Origin of the sequence: Streptomyces sp. NBC_01465 (assembly GCF_036227325.1) — a bacterium.
GTDB lineage: Bacteria > Actinomycetota > Actinomycetes > Streptomycetales > Streptomycetaceae > Streptomyces.
This window is the reverse complement of record NZ_CP109467.1, coordinates 129703-149680: the sequence shown is the minus strand read 5'-3', so window position 1 is coordinate 149680 and position 19978 is coordinate 129703. Positions and strand designations below refer to the sequence as shown.

Genomic DNA, 19978 nt, shown 5'->3' with positions numbered 1-19978 from the left:
ATCTTGCTGTGAACATCTGCGCCCGTGCAGCGGCGCACGATCCGACCGGCCCACGTCACCTGGGAGACACTGATGGCCGCAACACAGTGCCCGTACGCGATCGACCCGTCCGGAAGTGATGTCCACGGTGAAGCCGATCTGCTGCGGCAGCGAGGCGCGGTCACCCAGGTGGAACTGCCGGGAGGCGTGGCGGCGTGGGCCGTCACCGACCCGGACGTGATCAGGCAGCTGCTCACGGATCCCCGGGTCTCCAAGGACGCCTACCGTCACTGGCCCGCGTGGATCAACGGTGAGATAGCGCAGACCTGGCCGCTGTCCATATGGGTCTCCGTGCAGAACATGTTCACCGCCTACGGCCCGGACCACCGGCGTCTGCGCAGGATCGTCGCCTCGGCGTTCACGGCGCGGCGTATCGCGCAGATGCGCACCCGGATCGAGGAGCTCGCGGCCGACCTGCTCGACGAGCTGGCCGCCAAGGAGGCGCCCGACGTACCGCTGGATCTGCGCAGCAAGTTCGCCGAGCAGCTGCCGCGGCAGGTGATGGTCGAACTGTTCGGCGTTCCCAGCGCTTTCCGGGCGCCGCTGAATCGGATCATCAACGGCTTCTTCGACACGGGGATGTCCCTGGAGGCGGCGCAGCAGAACTACCGGGATCTGTACCGGACCATGGGCGAGCTCATCGCCTTCAAGCGGCGCGACCCCGGCGACGACCTCACCAGTGTTCTCCTCGAGGCGGGCGACGAGGAGAGCGGGACGCGGCTGACCGACAAGGAGGTGATCGACAACATGATCATGATGCTCAGCGCGGGGGACGAGGCCATGGTCAATCTCCTCGGCAACACGATCGCCCTGCTGCTGGACCATCCCGACCAGCTTGCTCTGATCCGTGCGGGGAAGGCGAGTTGGAGCGACGCGGCCGAGGAGTCGGTGCGGGTCAAGGCGCCGGGCGCGAACGGAATCCTGCGCTACGCGGTCGAGGACCTCCAGGTGGGGGACACCGTGATCCCGCAGGGCGACCCGCTGGTCATCTCCTTCGTGTCGGCCGGCCGCGACCCCTCCGTCCACGGAGACACGGCGGACCGGTTCGACATCACCCGCGAGGCACGCCGCGATCACCTCTCCTACGGGCACGGCACGCACTTCTGCATCGGCTCTTCGCTCGCCCGGCTCCAGGCGGAGGTGGTCCTCGACGCCCTGTTCACGCGCTTTCCCGACATCTCCTTGGCGGTGCCGTTCGACGAGCTCCGCCCCGTGGAGTCGTTCATCTCCAACGGGCACCGCGAACTGCCGGTGACGCTCGGGCGGTCCGCGTCCTAGTCCGCGCGACAGGGGGCCCGCTCCCACGCCCTCTTCAGGGGCGTGGGAGCGGGCCCTTTGCATGTTCAGGAGCGTGCCGATTCGGGGACTCCGGTTTCATGCGGCGCCGGAGGTGACACACCGACCGGGTCTACGGAGCACTTAAGGTGGCAGACCGGGCTTGTGAATATACGGACTACCTGGTTTGGTTCTAGATGTTGCAGAACATTTTGCGACACAATAACGATCTCTGGAGGGATTCTAGTGGTGCGACAGGAGCGGGCGACGCGCACCCGGCGAGCCATCCTGGAAGCAGCGGCGGAGGTCTTCGACGAGCGGGGCTACCAAGCGGCCACGATCGGTGAGGTGTTGAGCCGCGCCGGCGTGACCAAGGGAGCCCTGTACTTCCATTTCCCGTCCAAGCAGGCGCTGGCGCAGGGTGTCCTCGACGAACAGTTCCGGGGCGGGGCCCTGTTGCCCAGAGCGATCAAGCTGCAGGAGCTCGTGGACATGGGACTCGCCCTGGCCTACCGCCACCGGCACGATCCCATGGTCAGTGCCTCGGCCAGGCTCGGTCTTGAAGTTCAGATGACGGAGATCTTCGGCACCGGGAACATCGCGGCCTGGCTCGAGATCACGGAGAACGTGTTCCGTGAGGCCGCCGCTCAGGGGGAGTTGCTCCCCCACATCGACCCGGCCGAATCCGCCTGGACCTTCTCCGCGGCCTGGACCGGAGTTCAGATCTACTCCCACACGCTGTCGAACCGGGCAGATCTGGAGACCCGCGTTTCGTCGCTCTTCGCGCACCTGTTGCCGAGCGTTGCGGTGCCCGCGGTCCTGGGCAAGCTGGAGTACGGGCCCGAGCGGGCCGCGGTCCTTGCCGAAGAGGGCAGACGCATCGCCGCGGAGGCGCATTCGAAGGACCAGGCCGAGGCTTCTGCCTGACGTGGGTTCTCGAGCGGAACTCAAGCCTCCCTGGCCGCACGAATAGCGTTCACTCCTCATTCATTGCAATGCATGAGGCGATATTCGTTGCGTTAGATTCAAAGCAGTGCAACGATTTTACGACGTTCACCTGTGAAGATGGCGCATTGGCGCAACGAAGCGGTTGATTGCTCCATGAATGCAACGTAGCGTTTCCGTCACCAGAAACGCTGAGTCCGGCGCCCCGCATCGGTGAGCGCCGCTCTCGGCATCCCCATGAGGCGCAGGCGTGCTAACAAACCATCCATGCGGTTTAATGATCCTCGCGGATGAGCGTGCATCTCCGGGGCCCTCCCAGCTTGAGCTGAAAATTCTCCGAATCCCGCGCTTGCCCGTTGGGGTCCGAGCAGTCGAGGCACTTGGAAAGATACCGCGTGCGCGGTCTGTTTGGAGGAAATCGTGATGGTCAAGCAGCTCCGGGCGGTGCGTACGCGCGAGGCTCTGATCCGCGCGGCGGCAGAGGTGTTCGCCGATGACGGTTACGCCCTGGCCTCGCTGCCCGCCATCAGCAAGCGGGCGGGCGTCAGTACGGGGGCTCTGCACTTCCACTTCGCCAGCAAGGACGTTCTGGCCGCGGCGGTGGAAAATGCGGCCGCCGAGCGAGTCGCGCGGCTGGCCGACCGTTGCCGGGCGACGGGGGAGACGTCGCTGCAGGTGCTCGTGGACACCAACTCCGGTCTGCTGCAGGCCCTCGCCGACGATCCTGTGGTCCGTGCCGGCTTCCGGCTCAGCGGGGATCCCTCGCGCAAGAACGACTCGGCGTTCCTGCGCCGGTGGCACGAGAGTGTGCGCGATCTCGTCGCCGACGCGCAGGGTGCGGGGGAGCTTGAGCGCACCGTGTCGGCGGATGCTGCCACGACGGTGATCGTGGCCTCCATGGTGGGCCTCGGCGCGCTCGGTGCGGCGGACGGCAACTGGCTCTCGTCCGGACGCCTCGCCCTCTTCTGGTCCTTTCTGATGCCCTGTATGGCGGCCTCGCCGCATCGCGTGCTGGTGCCGACTGCGTCTGCCGGCGGGCAGGGCGAGGGTAGGTAAAACAGCGGTTCCGGTCTGTTAGTGGACGGGCCGAGTTAGGTCATCGATGGGGGTGACCTGCCGTTTTGGGTGATTTGCGAACGCGGGGCGGGTTGATCTGCACCATCCGGCTTTGATTGACAAACCATCCGCGCTGTTTTTTACTGTGAGTGCTAGAAGACCGCTTCTCAATGCGGCAGTAGCTGACGGGGAGACAGAGTGGACATCGACGTACTCGGCCCACTGGCCGTGCGGGAACAGGGTGTCTCGGTCACACCGACCGCCCCGAAGCCGCGGCAGGTGCTCGCCCTGCTCGCTCTCCACGCGGACCAGGTGGTGCCCGTCGCCACACTGACCGAGGAACTGTGGGGCAGTCAGCCCCCGCGCAGCGCCCGCCCCACGCTGCAGACCTACATCCTGCAGCTGCGCGAGCTGATCGGCGCGGCCCTCGAGCAGGGCGGCGAGCCGCAGCGCAGCGCCAAGGACGTCCTCATGACGGTCCCCGGCGGCTACCTGCTCAAAAGCGGCCAAGGCGCCAACGACGTCCAGGAGTTCGACCGGCTGGCCGGAGCCGGGTACCGGGCCATGGACGCCGAGGACTACCGCGAGGCGGCGGCCAGACTGCGCGAGGCCCTCGACCTGTGGACCGGACCGGCCCTCGCGGACATCCAGGCCGGACTGCATCTGGAACCTCAGGTCAAGCGGCTCGAAGAGAGCCGGCTGTGCGCCCTCGACCAGCGGATCGAGGCCGATCTGCGGCTCGGCCGGCACCGTGAGCTGCTCGCCGAACTCACCGTGATCGTCAGCAAGTACCCCACGCACGAGAGCCTTTACGGCCAGTACATGCTCGCCCTGTACCGCTCGGGGCGCCGCGGCGAGGCGCTCAACGCCTACCAGCGACTGCGTACCACGCTGGTGCAGACCCTCGGCCTGGAACCGTCGGCGGCGCTCGCCAAGCTGCAGCGCGCCATCCTCGTCTCCGGCCCGATCGGTGCCCCCACTCCCGGCACCGGGCTCAACGGAGCACCCACCGGCCCGGGGCTGACCCGCACCGGCTGACCACCCGGACTGCCTCTCCGCCCGGATTCGAGCGTCGCTCAAGGCGTGCGGGGCATCCTTGGCGCACCTGCGCACACTGGGAGGAGAGGGGCCGCTCATGTCGTCGCAGACTGCGCGCTCCACCCTGCACACCGTCTCCGTGGACGCACCCGCCTCGGTCGTCTACGGCATGCTCGCCGACGCTCCCCGCTGGCCGCTGTTCCTGCCCTCGTGCATCCACGTCGAACGCATGGAATTCGACGGAACCGAGGAGCAGTTGTGGGTGTGGGACGTCGAGGACGACCGCGTCCGCTTCTCGCGGGTCAGGCGTGTGCTGCACCCCCGTACGCGGTCCGTCGACTTCGAGGAGTTCGCCGGAGAAGACAGCTCCTGGCCGGGCGCCGTGGCGTCCGGGACCTGGAGCGTCGCGCCCGAGGACGGCGGGCGGTCCGCGCTGACCCTGCGCTACGAGGAGCTCGTCCCCGGCGGGACGCCGGCCCGGGGCGCTCTCGAGGCGGATGTCCTCGGGCGGCTCGACGGGATCCGGCAGATGGCCGAACGCTGGGACAGTCTGGACGAGTTGCTCCTGTCCTTCGAGGACAGCACGCGCGTCGACGGACCCTCCGAGCTCGTCTACGACTTCCTCTACCGCGTGGAGGACTGGGCCGACCTGCTCCCGCGCGTCGACTCGGCCCACGTCACCGAGGACCTGCCCGGCGTCCAGATCGCCGCACTCGACACCTGCTCCGTGCACACCGGACTGACGGTCACCGCCGAGGCCGTACGGCTCTGCTTCCCGGCCGCGGGACGCATCGTCTACAAGGAGACGGTGACCCCCGACCTGATCGCGGCGCACACCGGCGAGTGGTCCATCCTGCCGGACGAGTCGGGACTGACCGTGGTGTCCGCCCACCGCGTGCTGCTCCGCCCGGAGGCCTTCGCCGAGGTCCTGGGGGACGACGCCTGCCCGGCGGACGCCCGGCTGTACGTGCGCGAATGGCTCGGCCGTGCGGACCAGGAGGCGCTCGGTCTGGCCAAGTGGCATGCGGAAAGTCCCGTACGCCGACTGCGATGACGACGATCGAGGACGAGGGGAGGCGGACGGTGACCCTCAAGCCGTCGGGCGCGCTCGCACCGTGGAAGGACACACGGACGGACGATGCCACCGTGCGGCCGCCGGTGGACGTGGCGCTGCGCGCGATGCGTCTGGAGGCGCTGCTCGGCGACCCCGAGGACCCCGCAAATCCCTACGGCCGTACGGCACTTGCGAGTACTGCGGGCGCGGAGATCGCGGCCCCCGACGACGTACTCGCCGAGATCGTCCCCCGGGCCGACGACCTGCGCGGTGCCGGGGCCGACCGGTTCGTCCGCGTGCTCCGCCCGTTGCTGCGCAGGGACCTCGGGCTGGGGCACGCCTGGGCGATCCGGCCGATGCTCGCTGCCCGGGCCGCGTCGGATCAGGCCGGGGGGATCGCAGGTCTGCTCGGTCCCGCGGCTCTGATCGCGGCGACGGGCGACGTCCTGCACACCGCCGCCCGCATCGTGGACGGACTCGCCTCGCACACGCCGAGCGCACGACAGTGGCGGCCCACCCTGGCCGCGGCCTTTGCGGACCTGCTGGCCTGCGAGTGCCTGACCGCGGTCGCGCTGCGGTGCGCCCGCCCCGCCGGCGAAGGGGAGTCCGTGCCGGTCGCCGCCGTCGGGTACCTCGTACCGCATCTGGTCGGCGGACTGCTGGCCGACCTCGAACTGGTCCTGAACGAGAGCGGGTTCGGCCCGGAGACCACCGAACGCAAGACCCTGGCCGCCCTGGAGGCGCACCGCGCGGCCGCCGGTGTCGACTGGACGGCCGCCGCGCTCCGGCAGGCGGAGCTGGTCCGTGCGCTGCCCGAGCTGGACGGCTTCGCGCGACGGGTGCGGGGACAAGGAGAGGACGAACAGGCCGCGGCTGCAAGGCTGTTCACTCTGTCCCTGCCTGCGCCGGACGGTGACGGGGCGTGCCTCGACGCCCTAGCCGGAGCGCTGCCCGGCGGAGCCGCGTCCCTGGCTGCGGCCGACGGCGGGAATGCGGCCACGGGCGCGCTCGCCCGGACGGCCCGCCGGCTCGCGACCGAGCAGCGTGCGGTCGGCCGTGCCTGCCGGGCCGCAACTCCCGCCGACCCGGCGGACCCCGCGGCGCGGGCGCTGGCCGACCGGTTCGCCCTCGTACTGCTCGCCGCGGCCGCCCTGGGGGTGGCCCGGGCCGTCTCCGACACGGGTGCGGGCTTTCTCGGCGGCCCCGACTGGGTCCTGCTCGCACTGGAACGCGCCGGGCAGCGGCTCGGCGTGCCGCTCCCCGGCCATGAAACCGATCCGCGCGCCGCGGTCTGGGAGGAACTGGCCGAGCGCACCCGGCAGGGCGTCGACTGCGACGTGTACGCCACACAGTTGTTCTGGTGAGTGCGGGAGTGAGGGGGAGGTGGGGGACATGACAGCGCCGCAGCCCGGTGCGCCGCCCGTCCATGTGGCCGGGCCCGACACCCTGTGGGACGAGGTGTGCGAGCGGGCCGAGGACACGGGACGGGTCGTGGTGCACACCACGTGGGGCGAGTGGCTGGGCGCCGCCCTGCTCGACCCGGACCTGCGCACCTTGCTCGGGCAGGACTGGCCGCGCTACCGGAAGGCGCCCGATCCGGCCGGCCGGTTCGTCTTCGCGGCGTCGCGGCTGCTCATGAAGCACACGGCCGCGGCGGTTCTCGGCGCGGACCCGGCGGACCTCGACATCGCCTACCAGCCCGGCGGCCGGCCCACGCTGCGCGGGTTCGGGGAGGAACTGCACCTGAGCCTTGCCCACACGGAGGAGCTGATCGTCGCCGCCGTCAGCCGTAGCGGCCCCGTCGGCGTGGACACCGAATCGGGCACGCGGGAGATCTCGTACGACCTGCTGCGGTCGCATGTGTGCACCCCGGCGGAGGCCGAGGTGCTCGACGTGCTGCCCGACGGCGAGCGGACGGCGCGCTTCCTGCGGCTGTGGACCCTCAAGGAGGCCTACACCAAGGCCCTCGGGCAGGGAATGCGGCGCCGGTTCACCGCCGTGGGATTCCACTGGGACGCCAACGGCCGCCCGGTCCTCGCCGAGGACTCCGCCCGGGCCCGCTCCTGGTCCTTCGCCACCCACCTCGTGCAGGACCGGTTCCTGGTGAGCGAGGCGCACCATCGTGTCGAGGTCGAGCCCCGCTCGCCGAGCGTTCCGCAGAAGCCCGTGGACGACGGGGTCCCGCTCGCGCGCACCTTGCTGTTCCCGGGGCCGGGACGCCCCGGCGGACGATGAGCGGCCGGCACGCGTACGCGGACACCACTCTCGCCGTGGTCCACGAACCGGACGGCGGCGCGGCGCCCGGCGCCCCTCTCGTCTTCGCGCTGTGCGGACCGCTCGGCACCCCGCAGGCGGAAGCCGTTGCCGCCCGGCTCGCGCAACGCCACCGCGCCTGGTCGGTGTCCCTCGACAGCGAGGGCTCCACCGGCCGGCACCTGTTGCGGCTGACCCCTGCCGTCACGGCCCACCCTGCGCCGGAGCCACCGGTCACCGCAGAGCTGCTGGCCGATCTGCTGGCGCCGCCCACCGCCGACACGGTCCCGGTGACGGGGCATCAGCGCGACATCCTGCTCGCGGCCGTCACCCGGCAGGGCGGACCCGGCCGCCACACCGAGCAGCTCTTCTGGAACTGGTCGGGTCCCCTGGACACCGGCACGTTCACCGCGGCCTGGCAGTCCGTGGCCGACCGGGAGGCCGTGCTGCGCGTCTCCTTCGACTGGAGCGCCGCGCCCCGGCTCGTGCTGCACGAACGGGCCGCCGTGGAGGTGGTACGCCATGAACCCTCGACGGTCAGCTGGAGCGATCTGCTGCGGCGTGACCGGATGCGCGGCTTCGTACTGCACCGTCCCGGCCTGCTGCGGGTGGCCCTGCTCGACGGACCTTCGCCCCCCGCCCGGGCGGACCGGGAGGCGACCCGCGTGCTGCTGAGCTACCACCGTGCCCTGCTCGACGAACGGAGCGCGCACTTACTGGTGCGCGAGTTCTACCGGGCCTACCTGGCAGGCGGCGTCGTCCCCGGCGGCGAGCGGCGCCCCGACGTCCGGGACCACGCCGCCTGGCTCGCGGGTCACGGTACGGAAGCCGCACGGCAGTTCTGGGCCCGCGCCGCGCCGCCCCGGGACGCCGCAGTGAGCCCCGGCCGTCCCGCCGGACCGACCCACCAAGTGGGACCGGGACGCATCCAGCGCCGGCTGAGGCCCCACCAGACCGCGCGGCTCAGGTCATGGGCTGCGCTCCAGGGGGCCGGTGAGAGCAGTGCGCTGCACGTGGTCTGGGCGCTGCTGCTGTACCGGGCGGCGGGCGTGCGCGGCCCGGCCCCGGTCAGCTTCGGCGTGCACTTCTCCGGCCGCGACCTGTCGCTGCGGGACGCCGCCGCCGCACCGGGTCTGCTGGGCAGCGCCCTGCCGATGACCGTGATCGTCGAACCCGCCGCCCCCGTCGAGGAGTTGTTGCGCCAGGTGCGCGACGCCGCGCTCGATCTGACGTCCTACGCGTGGGTTCCGGGGGACCGGGTCCGTGAGTGGAGCGGCCGCGACGACGGCAAGCGGCTCACCGACACCCTCGTACGGTTCGACAGCCGGCCCGAGTTCCCGCAGGCGCTGCTGTCCGAACTCGCCGCCCAGGACATCGAGGTGGACCATCCGCACAGTGCGAGCGGGGACACAAGTCTGCCCGTGACACTCGTCGCCCAGCACGAAGCCTCGGACGTGCTGCTGCTGACCGCCGCGTACGACCGCGCCGAAATGTCCGACGCCGACGCGTCCCGGACGCTCTCGCAGTGCATGCAGCTGCTGCGCCGGCTGTCCGACCGGCAGAGCGAGGGCAGCACCGTGGAACAGGTGCTCGCCCTGCTGGAGAACTCCGAAGTCCCCCGTGCGGCACGGCACGTGCGCACGGTCCGCAGTACCACCCTCGCGGTGCTGCGCCCCGGCGAACCGTGGGCGGACGTCATCTGCCTGATCACGGTCCCCGGCGTACCCCCGGGCGCGTACGAAGCGCTGGTCCGCGAGTACGAGGGGCCGGAACGCATCGTGTCCCTGGGGCGACTCGGCGACCCGCAGGGCCCGCCCCCGTCCGCCCCGCGGGAACTGCTGCGCGAGGCACGCCGACTGGTGCTGTGCGGATGCGGTCCCGCCGGCCCCGTCGCGTACGAGATCGGCCGTGGCCTGACCGCAAGGGCCGCCGCCGCGACGACCGTGATCATGACGGGGATCGGCGACGCCGAGGAGAGCGCGCGTGCGCTCGCCCGGGCGCTGCGCCGCGTCCGCGCCGACAGCGGCTGAGCGCACCAGTGGCGCTCCAGTGGCGCGAGAGCGTGAGTCGAGCCGGATGTCCGACGGTGTCCGGGAGGCTGGAGGAGGAGTCATGGGCGAAACGCGCCAAGGCGAGCTCGGCCTGCGCGTGGTGCGGGGCCGGGCCGACGCCGACGAACTGGCCGCGCTCACCGTCGTACTGCTCGCGCTGCGCGCGCGGGACGAGGCGCGGAGCGGGCACGAGCAACAGGCGGGCGGGTCCCGCTGGTGGAGGCCGCCGTCCGCCTACCGGGCGCCGCGCAACCGGCAGTGATCCGACACACGACCAAGGAGGCGTTCACCATGACCAGCGAGCCGCTGACCGATGTCCTTGCCGGGCTGATGCAGGAGCTCGCCGCCGTGCTGCGCGTCGAACCCGAGCGGATCGAACCGCAGCAGCGCTTCCAGGCCCTGGGCCTGGACTCCATCCGCACCGCCGAGCTGATGGCAGCGCTCAACTCCCGCTTCGGGACCGGCATCGTGCCCGACGCGCTCTACGACCACCCGACGCCGGAAGCCCTCGCCCGCCACGTACGGGCGGAGACCGCCACGGCACCGGGACCCGGTCCCTCTGCTCCCGCCGACTCTGCCGAAGCCGACATCTGTGACGCGCTGCGCGGGCAGCTGGCCGGCATCGTGCGCTGCGACCCCGCGAAGATCGACCCCGGCGTGCCCTTCCGCCTCCTCGGCGTGGACTCCATCCTCGCTGCCGAGTTCGTGGCCGCCATCAACGACACCTACGGCCTGACCGAGCGGCCCGTCACGCTCTACGACCACCCCGACCTCGCGACGATGGCGGCCCACATCGCCTCCACCGCGGGCGCCGTCCGGCCCGCGCCCGCCCCGGCGCGCCCGGCGCTGACGACGGGAGAGGTGAACGCGCTGCTGGATGCGGTACGCGCCGACATGCTCACCGTCGACGAGGCCACCGCGCTGCTGGCATCCCGGCCCGCCTGACGAAGGACTCCAAGGACCCGCATGGACACCAGGGAGATCCTGACCCGATTCAAGAGCGGCACACTCGCCAGGGACCAGGCGGCCGCTCTGCTCACCGGATTCCCCGTCGACGCCCCCGCATCCGACGCGGCGGCGCCCGGGCCGGACCCGACGCCGGAGGTTCCGCAGGCCCCTGCACCGGCCACCGGGCCCGAGAGCCGGGGGGTGCGCGGACCTGCCGCCGGCCGGTACGCGATCACGGCCGTGCACGGGCGCTTTCCGTACGCGGACGGGCTCGACGCCTTCTGGCGCACCGCCGTCGGCGGGACGGGAAACGGGCGGCGCATCGAGGGTGCCGACGAGTTCGACGCGGAGTTCTTCGGCCTCGAACCGGCAGCGGCCGCCCTGCTCGACCCCCAGGAACGCCTGCTCCTGGAGACTGTCTGGCAGACGCTGGAGCACGCCGGACACACCGGAGCCCGGCTCGACGCGCTCACCGCGGCGGACGGCGAGCCCCGGGCCGTCGGTGTCTACGTCGCCCACGGCCCCACGGCGTACGCCGCCTGCCGCGGCGCGCTGCCCGGACGGCTCTCCGCCCTGCTCGACCTGCGCGGCCCCAGCCAGTGCGTCGACAGCGGCGCATCCTCCTTCCTCGGTGCCCTGCACCTCGCACTCGGCGCGCTCCGAGACGGCGAGTGCGCGGCCGCCCTGGTCGCGGCCGTCGACCTCCGGCAGCGCGACGCCGACGCTGCGGACTGCGTGGGAGCCGTACTGGTCAGGCCACTTGAGGCGGCGCGGGCCGCCGGTGACAGCGTCCACGCGGTCATTCGCGCCAGTGCCGTCGCACACGCCGGGCGCGCCGCACCGGCCGACGCGGACGCCCGGCTCGCCCGGCGCGCGCAGCGTGCGGCAGGTCTCGATGCGTTGGACATCTCCCTGTGCGAAAGCTCCGCCAGTGCCGGCGACGCGGGAGCGGCCACCGGATTCACGGTCCTCGTCCGCGCCGTACTGCAGCTGACGCACGGCACACTGCTGCCCCTGCCGGACGGCCCGGACACCACCCCCTGGCCCCGGCCCCGTGACCTGCAGGGCCGCGAACTGCCGCGCCGCGCCTCCGTGACCGTCCGCGGCGAGTGCGGAACCGCCGCGCACCTGATCCTGGAGGAGCACCTGGCCGGCCGGACCGGTCCGCGCGACTCCGACGAGCGGACCGGACCGGCCTCGTGCCCTGCCGAGCTCGTCCTGCTGTCGGCGCCCACGCCGCACCATCTGGCCGCCACCGCGCGGCTGCTCGCCGAACGGCTTTCCGGCGACGCGGACGCACCGGTCGACACGCCCCAACTCGGCGTACTCGCACGTGAGTTACGGATCGGGCGCGCGACGATGGACTGCCGGCTGGCCGTGATCGCGCACCGCGGCGACGAACTGGCCGACGCGCTCAGGAAGTTCGCCGACGACCCGGCCGAACACCTCGGCCATGCCGATCTGCGGCAGCGTGGCGGGGCACCCCTCGTCGAGGAGCTCGACGAGACCGCCGCGTATCTGACCGCCCTCTGGCACGGGCGGCACCTGGACGCGCTCGCCCGGCTGTGGCTGGCCGGCGTCGATGTGACGCGCGGAGATGTGCCCGGCGCCGACGGCGCCCGCCCGCGGCCGGCGCTGCCCGGCACCGCGATGCTGCGCCGACCGCTTGCACCGGGTACTGCGGCGACTGGCGGCCCCGGCAGATGACCCTGACCACGCTGGAGGAGTCGTACGACCTCGAGGCCGCAGCATCCGCGGATGCTGCGGCACCGGTGAAACTGTGGCTCTGCCCCAACGACGACCTCGCGCCCGACCTGGCGAGCGTGCTGGCGGCGCACTGGCTCGACGAGGAGGAGCAGGAGACCGCGGGCCGGTTCCTCTTCGAACGCGACCGCAGGCAGTACCTCGTCGCCCACACGCTCGTACGGCGGGCCCTCGCCCTGGAGGCAGGCCTCGTCGAGGCGGAGCTGGCCATCTGGCGCTCACCGCGCGGACGACCCTTCCTCCAGCCGATGCCCGGCGGACTGCCCAGGGGCGGGGCGCATCTGGACTTCAACCTGTCGCACGCCAGCGGCTACAACCTGCTCGGCATCGTCCGCAGGCACCGTATCGGCGTGGACGTCGAACCGCTCGAACGCGACGCGCAGGCCATCGAGACCATCACGACCACCTTCGCACCGGAGGAGCAGAGGTGGATCGCACGCGCCGCGCCCGGCCGCTCGCGCACCCGGCGGGTGCTGCGGATGTGGACGCTGAAGGAGGCCTACTCCAAGGCGCGCGGTCTCGGACTCGGCCTGCCCTTCGACGAGTTCGTCTTCACCCTGGCCGACGACGGCGGGGTGACGGGATTCCGCCCACCCGAGAACGATCCGTTCGCCCGGTGGCGGTTCGTGGAGCTGGAGCCGATGCCCGATGTGCTGGTCGCGGTCGCCGTACCGGCCGACGACCGGCCGCCGCCCGTGCTCCAGCTGCACTACGGATTTCCCTGGGGGCGGGCGACGCCGCAGCACATCACCCTGCCCGATCCGGTGGGTGCGGCCGAGCCGTAGGGGAGTACCGGACGGGACTGCCCGCACACGCTCTACAGAGCTTCTACAGAAACACGCCAGGGCGAACCGCCTTGGCTAGCGTGCAGAGTTGGTGCTTCTTCTGGCCAACGAAAGGTATCCGGACCAGAAACTCTACGAGGGTGGGGACGCCGTGCAGATCAACGTTCTGGGTCCATTGAGCGCAGAGGTCAACGGGCAGTCGATCGTACCGACGGCCGGAAAGCCGAGACAGGTGCTGGCTCTCATGGCCCTGTATCCGGGACGGGTCATGCCGGTGCCCACCCTCATGGAAGAACTGTGGGACACCGCGCCCCCGGTGAGTGCGCTCACGACGCTGCAGACCTACATCCTGCAGCTGCGCAGGAAGCTCGGCACGGCGATGGGGCCCGGCTCCCCGGCGGGCGCACGGGACGTTCTGGTGACCCGGCACGGCGGCTATCTGCTGCAGATCGACGACGACAGCGTCGACGTGTTCCAGTACGAGAAGCTGGTGCGGGAGGGCGGCAGTGCCTTCGAGGCCGGTCGGAACGAGGTGTCCGCCGCCCGCTTCCGTGCCGCACTGAACCTCTGGACCGGGTCGCCCCTGGTCGACGTGAAGGCGGGACCGATCCTCGACATCGAGGTCAGACGCCTGCAGGAGAGCCGACTTGTCGCCGTGGAGCGGCGTATCGACGCCGATCTGCGTCTGGGCCGGCACGGCGAACTCATCGCGGAACTCGCTGATCTGACGGTCCGTCACCCCTATCACGAGGGCCTTCACGCGCAGGCCATGCTGGCCCTGTACCGCTCGGGACGGCAGGCCTCCGCCCTCGAGAGCTACCGCAGGCTGCAGCGCGGCCTGGTCGAGGAACTCGGCGTCGAGCCCTCCCCGCGCCTGCAGCGCATGCACCAGGCGATGCTCGCGGTCGACCCTCAGCTGGACGTACTGTCCGGCCCCCGCAACACCTCGACCTTCGACCTGTTCGCGGCGTGATCAGCGGCCTCCGGGCCGACTGAACCGGGCACCGTCAAGGCCATTCGAGGTCCTTGTCGTCGGAGGATGCGCGGAGGGCGACCCTCCATGACCTGCGCCAGATCTGGAGCGCAGCACGACGTACAGGAACCACGTACTTCATGGGCGACTCCCGGGCCAGGCTGGACAGCACACAGGCGCCAGCGACTTGGTACTGGAGATGCTGCCCGGATTCACTGGAGAGTCACTAGAGGATCGCGTGAGAAACGCGTGAGATCGATCAGAGATCCAGGTCATGGGGCCTGGCAAACGTTTGCCCGGGTGTTGCCCACGGGCCTACGCTCGACGCGGCCACGGTGATCCTCTCCGTCTGCGGCCATGCCCGTCCGCTCCTGTCCCCGCGTCCGATCGAGGGAGCCCGAGGGAAAGGCTCACATGCTCCGACAGCCCGCGTTCGGTCAGCGCCTCAAGAAGATGCGTATCGCCCAGGGGCTCTCCCAGACGGCGCTCGCCGGGGACGGCATGTCCACGGGGTATCTCTCCCGACTGGAATCGGGTGCGCGACAGCCGACCGAGCGAGCCGTCGCCCATCTCGCCGAGCGGCTGGGCGTGCAGCCCGAGGACTTCGAGGAGCCCGCGGGCGGTTCTCTGGCCCACGCCCTCAGTCTCGCCGCCTCCACGGGGGCGGGCGATGCCATCGAGACGTTGCGCGACGCGCTGGCCGCCGAGGGGCACGAGTCCCCGGTTCTCCGCTGGCAGGCGCTGTGGCAACTGGCCGAACACCGGCGCCAGCAGGTCGACTTCGTGGGGGAGCGGGCGTACCTGGAGGAGCTCATACCGCTCGGGGACGAGGTGGGTCTCGTGGAGCTGCGGGTACGGGGACTGAGCCGGCTCGCGCGGTGTGTGCGCGCCCAGGGCGAGGTCCCTTACGCCCTGGAGACCGCCATGACCGCCCATCAGCTCGCCCGTGCGAGCTCCCTGAGCGTCGAGGATCAGGTCGCGGTGCTTCTCGCGCTGATCTCGGCGGAGGGCGAGTCGGGCCGGCTCTCGGACGCCCGGGCCCACGCAGGTGAACTCACCGCGCTCGTCGAGGGCCGTACCGACGCCCTGTGGGCCGAGGCACTGTGGGGTGCCGCCGCCATCCATGCCCGGCAGGGCGACTACCAGGGCACTCAGCAGCTGCTCGAACAGGTCCTCGACAGGTACTCCAGCCAGGAGAACCTGCTGCTCTGGCTGCGTCTTCGGGTTCCCGCGGCCCGTATGTACATGCAGAAGACCCCGCCCGACCCCGAGCGCGCACGGCGGTGCATCACGGAGGCCGAACAGGCCCTTGTCTTCGTCGGCGCCGACGGCCTGCGCCAGCAGGTGAGCGCACTTCGGGTCGAGCTCGACTTCCTGACCGGCGACTACGACGAGGCCGCCGTCCTGCTGGACGAACTCGCCCACGAGCAGCTGAGGATGACCCACCGCGACCAGGTCCGGCTCGACATCTTCCGGTACCAGCTGAGCATCCTGAACGGCGACGACAGCGGAGTGGACGGACTGCGCACGCTCGCCGAGCAGGCGCACGCCGACGCCAACCTCGACCTCGCCGCGCACATCTGGCGCCTCCTCGCCAAGACGCTCACCGAGATCCAGCAGCGGGGCACCGCTGCCGCCGTCACGGAAAGCAGCGCCTGACGAGCCGGTGGGGGCGGCGGTCACGGGGTGTCGCTCACACGGGTGTTGATGTGGTCGAGGCAGAGCTCGTAGAGATCCTCTGCGTGGCTCTCGCGCCAGCCCATCGGGGCGGCCACCGCGGCGGGCCACAGCGCGTGGTGCCCCTCGGTGTCCGCGAGGACGACGAAGGTGGCGCACGCGTCGGCGAACGGATCGTCGTCGGCGGCGTGGTCGAGCACCCGGAGGGCGCCGCCGGCGTCCAGGCGGGCGGCACGCCCGGTGCGCCACATCCGCGCGGTGGCGCCCGCTGCGGCGAACGGGTCGGGCACGAACCGCTCCCCGGTCGCCGCGGGCGCCCCGGCGTACCCCTGCGCCACGCCCACGCCCGCGATGTAGAGGGCTCCCACTTCGCCGCGGCCCACCGGCCGCAGCTCGGCGTCGAGGACATAGGCGCGGTAGCCGGGGGCGGGCCGGGCGGATCCCGGGCCGGTCTGCTCGACGACCAGGCGCCCCTCGGCCCAGCCTCCGCTCACCGACAGTTCGACGCCCTCGCAGCGGGCCAGGGCGAGCAGTGCGCACAGGGTCTCGTCCGCGCCGCCCAGCACCGTACGCGCCTGCTTCTGCCGCAGCCAGCCGAGCAGTTCGTGCGGTACGGCCTTGGTGAGTGAGCCGTCCGGAACATGCACCCGGGCACCGGACACCAGCGTGCCGAGCAGCCCGATCGCGGCATCCCCGTCCGGGTAACCCTGCACCAGCCAGGCGGTGTCCGCGGGTCGGGCCAGGGTGGTGGCGGCGACGGCGGCGGCGCCGACGACGACCGTGCCGTCCTCGGTGGGCACCAGCAGCACCGGGGCGTCCGCGGCGAGCGGGCGGATCCGGTCGGCGTCGGTGACCGGCCAGGACCCCGCGACAGGCGGAAGATCGGTGTCGTCGCGCACCAGGCGGGCCGCGCCGGGCACGGCGGTGAGCAGCAGGTCGGCCATCTCGTCCAGGAGCAGCACCGCCGGACGCAGGTTCCCCGGCAGGGCGAGCGAGGGGTCGACCGGCAGGAGCACCGCGCCCGTCTTGGCGACTGCGAGTGCGGCCACCGCGAAGGCGGTGGGGGAGGAGAGCGCGGTCAGGACCGAGGTGCCCGGACCCGCCCGGTGGCCGATCAGCACATGCGCCAACAGGTCGGCGCGGGCGTCGAGTTCGCCGTAGGCCAGGCCGGGCACCGCCGGTGCCTGAGGGGCGCGGGAGACCTGCGCGGCGAACAGCGCGGCCACGTTCTCCGCGGGCAGTGCGGCGTCCGTGCCGGGCAGCGCCTCCCACGTACCGCCTTGGACGGCCGGTCCGGACAGCGGGCACAGACGGTCGAGGGGGAGCGTCGGGTCGTCGATGGCCGCTTCCAGTACGGCGACGAGTCGGCCGGCCAGCTCGGTCGCGGTCCCTTCACCGACCGACTCCTGGCGGTAGGCGGCGGCGAGGCGGATCCCCGCGCAGTCGCCCGCAGGTGTCTGCCGTTCGGTGAGTGTGATTCCCAAGTCGGCGTCCGCCAGGGGGAGTTGAGGGTGCTCGGGCCACACTGTGAGCCCGGCCGCCTCGAACCGGCCCGCCGGCTCCTGCAGCACCGTGAGGGCGACTCCGCCCGGCAAGGCCAGTGCGCTCGCGCCGTCCCGGTAGGCGGCCAGGTCCGTCGTACGTACCCGGTGCAGCAGTTCACCGAAGGTCGGCTCTGCCGCATCCCCTGATGTGTCCACCGACAGGGCCAGCGTGCGCCCGTAGGGGCCGACCGCACCGCACAGCCCGGCGCTGTGACGGGCCGGCACCTGCGCGGCGACCGTGACGTGGCCGTCGGCGTCGCCCGCGCCGAGCCGGCTCAGCAGGGCGGCGAGTGCCGCGTGCGCCACCATGAACAGGGTGGTGCCGTGCGCGGCCGCGAACTCGGCCAGCCGTGTGTGCAGTTGATCGTCCAGCTCGACTTCTACGGTGCCGCAGGAATCGTGGGGCAGCGGGACGGAGCCGCCCGGCAGCAGGGTGGGCGGCGTGTCGCCGAAGAGCGCGCGCGGCGCCGCGTCGAGACCGGCCGGCGCGCGGTGCGGGGTGCCGCCGGTCGCGCGGGCACCGTAGGCCCGGGCCAGCTCGGCGGCCAGCGGCAGATGCGACCAGAGGTCGACCGAGGTGGCGGGGAGCGCCAGGTCCAGGAGGTGGTCGTCCGGGGAGAGGGTACGCAGCCGGGTGCCGGCCGATCCGATCCTCGAGTTGCGCAGCGCCTCGTGACGGTTGCCCAGATCCTCGAGGGCCTCGTCGAGAGCCCGCTGGTTCAGTGCGCCCCGCAGCCGCAGGGGGAGTACGGCGCTGTCCGCGCCCGAGCGGACGGGCCCGGCGGCCGCGACCGGGCCGTCGCCGAGCAGTGCGGCGAACGCGGCCGGGGTCGGCGCCTCGTACAGCGCCCGGCTGCCCGGGTCGGCGCCCAGCGTCGCGCGGACCCGGGACAGCAGCCGGGCCGCGGCCGGCGCATGGCCGCCGGTGCGGAAGAAGTCGGAGTCGGCGAACACCTGACTGCGCGGCACCTCCAGCACCTCGGCGAAGAGATCGCGGACGATCTCCTGGATCGGGCTGCCCGGCTGGGTGCCTGTCCGTTCGGCGACGGCCGCGGCCGCGTACACACCGGTCAGCGGTCCCGCCGGCACCTGGTCCGGGTCGACGTAGACGATGTCGAGCAGTGCGGCGCCCTGCGCCGACCAGGTCGGCAGCGCCAGGTACCCCACGATTTCACCGGCCGCGCACAGTTCCTCAGGGTCGGTTCCCTCCAGGTCCTGGAGGCGGGGGTTGGGAACTGCGGAGAGACGCAGTACGGCGGGGCGTGCTGCTTCGAGGAGGGCGGTCGCCCCGGCTGCCGAGGAAACGTCCTGCCCCCAGCGCAGCACGGGCGCGCCGGAGAGATCGGCCACCGGCTCGGCGGTGTGGAGCACGGCTTCGTACCGGTAGCGCGTCGGCTCGTCGGGGTGGACGTCCCGTTTGGCGCGTACGTCCACGGCGCGCACGGCCGGCAGTTCACGGACGAGCTCGTCGAACAGGGCGGGGGAGAGGAGGAGTCCGGGCTCCGGCTCCCCCCGGCCGCCGAGGTCGAGGTTGCGCAGATCGCCCAGGAGCAGTGCACCGCCCGGCGCGAGCAGAGGCAGAGCCCGCTCGACGAGGGTCCGCAGGTGGGCGAGGCTCGGCAGGGACTGAAGCATCGAGTCGACCACGATCGTGTCGAAGTGGTCCGTGGGAAGGCCGGTGGTGTCCTCGGCGCCCCAGCACTCCTCGCACTCCGGGGCGTGGGCCAGGTGCCCCGGCAGCAGTCCGTTGCCCTCACCGATCTCCAGGACCCGGCGCCGGGAGAGCTCCCGGATCTGCTCCGGGGCGCCGCCCCGGCCGTGGCGCAGCTCCTCGTCTCCCAGGATCTCCTTGACGAGGCCCACGCGTCGGGCCCCGGCGGCGAGCGTCGTCCAGACCTCGAAGGTGCCGGCGTCGGCGGGGCCCGTGTCCGGGGCCCCGGCGTCGGACGCGGGCAGGTGCAAGTAGCCGTTGGAGCGGGCGAAGTCGAGGACGGCCCGGTGCGGTACGACGACGCGCTCGGGGGCGGCGCCGGGCTCGGAGGCGTAGGTGATGTAGCAGGCGTCGTCCGGTCCGGCCGTCGTCTCGGGGAGCGTGGCGGGGCGCGCGGCGATCTCGTCGGAGTCGGCGTCGAGGTCCACGACCGTCGTGTCGAGGCCCTGGTAGTCGTCCCGGCCCCCGGCCCGGGTGAGAACCGCCCGGGCGGTGCTGTCGAGGACGATCGGGCGGCGGCGCTCGGCGGGGCCTGCGGGGTCGACGGGTACGGAGGCCGCACCGGTTCGTACGACGGCGAGCAGCGCGATCACGGTGTCCGGTCCGGGGCGCAGCGCGGTCACGACCCGGTCGCCGGGCCTTACACCGCGGGCCCGCAGGTGGGCGGCGAGGCGATTGGCGGCCGCGCTCAACTCCCGGTACGTGAGGGAGAGGGGGGCGCCTGCATCGCTCGGGCAGGTGAGCGCGGTCGCGTCGGGCCGCGTACGGACGTACTGCTCGACGAGGTCGGAGACCGACAGGACCGACATCACTGGCTCCTCATGAGGCGTCTGCTGCTGGTTCGGCAAGGTCCGGCGGGGGCTTC

15 protein-coding genes are annotated in these 19978 nt (G+C 72.1%); 14 read left to right on the top strand and 1 reads right to left on the bottom strand.

Annotated elements, in window-relative coordinates:
- The first annotated feature begins 72 nt into the window (after positions 1 to 72).
- From OG707_RS00555 to OG707_RS00490, 14 genes are all read left to right on the top strand, one after another.
- Positions 73 to 1317: a cytochrome P450 family protein gene (locus OG707_RS00555; RefSeq protein WP_329113083.1), complete on the top strand. Its 1245-nt coding sequence runs from the start codon at positions 73 to 75 to the stop codon at positions 1315 to 1317.
- A 246-nt stretch (positions 1318 to 1563) separates the two neighbouring features.
- The gene (locus OG707_RS00550; protein WP_329113081.1) at positions 1564 to 2241 is read left to right on the top strand and encodes a ScbR family autoregulator-binding transcription factor; all 678 of its coding nucleotides are present in this window, start codon (positions 1564 to 1566) and stop codon (positions 2239 to 2241) included.
- A gap of 441 nt (positions 2242 to 2682) precedes the next feature.
- Positions 2683 to 3315 (top strand): ScbR family autoregulator-binding transcription factor, encoded by a 633-nt coding sequence (locus OG707_RS00545; RefSeq protein WP_329113079.1) that lies wholly within the window; start codon positions 2683 to 2685, stop codon positions 3313 to 3315.
- A gap of 198 nt (positions 3316 to 3513) precedes the next feature.
- Positions 3514 to 4353: an AfsR/SARP family transcriptional regulator gene (locus tag OG707_RS00540; RefSeq protein WP_329113077.1), complete on the top strand. Its 840-nt coding sequence runs from the start codon at positions 3514 to 3516 to the stop codon at positions 4351 to 4353.
- Positions 4354 to 4450: 97 nt separating this feature from the next.
- Positions 4451 to 5407 (top strand): SRPBCC family protein, encoded by a 957-nt coding sequence (locus tag OG707_RS00535; RefSeq protein WP_329113074.1) that lies wholly within the window; start codon positions 4451 to 4453, stop codon positions 5405 to 5407.
- Complete coding sequence (locus OG707_RS00530; RefSeq protein ID WP_329113072.1) at positions 5404 to 6771, top strand: hypothetical protein; 1368 nt, start codon at positions 5404 to 5406, stop codon at positions 6769 to 6771. The genes OG707_RS00535 and OG707_RS00530 overlap by 4 nt, the downstream gene beginning before the upstream one ends.
- Before the next feature lie 28 nt (positions 6772 to 6799).
- Positions 6800 to 7642 carry a 4'-phosphopantetheinyl transferase family protein gene (locus OG707_RS00525; protein WP_329113070.1) on the top strand — a complete coding sequence of 281 codons (843 nt, stop codon included), beginning with the start codon at positions 6800 to 6802 and terminating at the stop codon, positions 7640 to 7642.
- Entirely contained in the window at positions 7639 to 9690 is a 2052-nt protein-coding gene (locus OG707_RS00520) for a condensation domain-containing protein (protein WP_329113068.1), read from the top strand. The genes OG707_RS00525 and OG707_RS00520 overlap by 4 nt, the downstream gene beginning before the upstream one ends.
- A gap of 82 nt (positions 9691 to 9772) precedes the next feature.
- Positions 9773 to 9973, top strand: coding sequence for an acyl-CoA carboxylase subunit epsilon (locus OG707_RS00515; protein ID WP_329113066.1), 201 nt, complete (start codon positions 9773 to 9775; stop codon positions 9971 to 9973).
- A gap of 29 nt (positions 9974 to 10002) precedes the next feature.
- Positions 10003 to 10656, top strand: coding sequence for a phosphopantetheine-binding protein (locus tag OG707_RS00510; protein WP_329113064.1), 654 nt, complete (start codon positions 10003 to 10005; stop codon positions 10654 to 10656).
- Positions 10657 to 10677: 21 nt separating this feature from the next.
- Positions 10678 to 12366, top strand: a complete 1689-nt coding sequence (locus tag OG707_RS00505; protein ID WP_329113062.1) for a beta-ketoacyl synthase N-terminal-like domain-containing protein — start codon at positions 10678 to 10680, stop codon at positions 12364 to 12366.
- Positions 12363 to 13208, top strand: coding sequence for a 4'-phosphopantetheinyl transferase family protein (locus tag OG707_RS00500; protein WP_329113059.1), 846 nt, complete (start codon positions 12363 to 12365; stop codon positions 13206 to 13208). Before OG707_RS00505 ends, OG707_RS00500 begins: the two co-directional genes overlap by 4 nt.
- Positions 13209 to 13359: 151 nt before the next feature.
- Entirely contained in the window at positions 13360 to 14181 is an 822-nt protein-coding gene (locus tag OG707_RS00495; RefSeq protein WP_329113057.1) for an AfsR/SARP family transcriptional regulator, read from the top strand.
- Positions 14182 to 14595: 414 nt separating this feature from the next.
- Positions 14596 to 15840 (top strand): helix-turn-helix domain-containing protein, encoded by a 1245-nt coding sequence (locus OG707_RS00490; RefSeq protein WP_329113055.1) that lies wholly within the window; start codon positions 14596 to 14598, stop codon positions 15838 to 15840.
- A gap of 20 nt (positions 15841 to 15860) precedes the next feature.
- Here the strand turns inward: OG707_RS00490 and OG707_RS00485 are convergent, their stop codons facing one another.
- Complete coding sequence (locus OG707_RS00485; protein WP_329113053.1) at positions 15861 to 19922, bottom strand: AMP-binding protein; 4062 nt, start codon at positions 19920 to 19922, stop codon at positions 15861 to 15863.
- Positions 19923 to 19978: the final 56 nt, after the last annotated feature.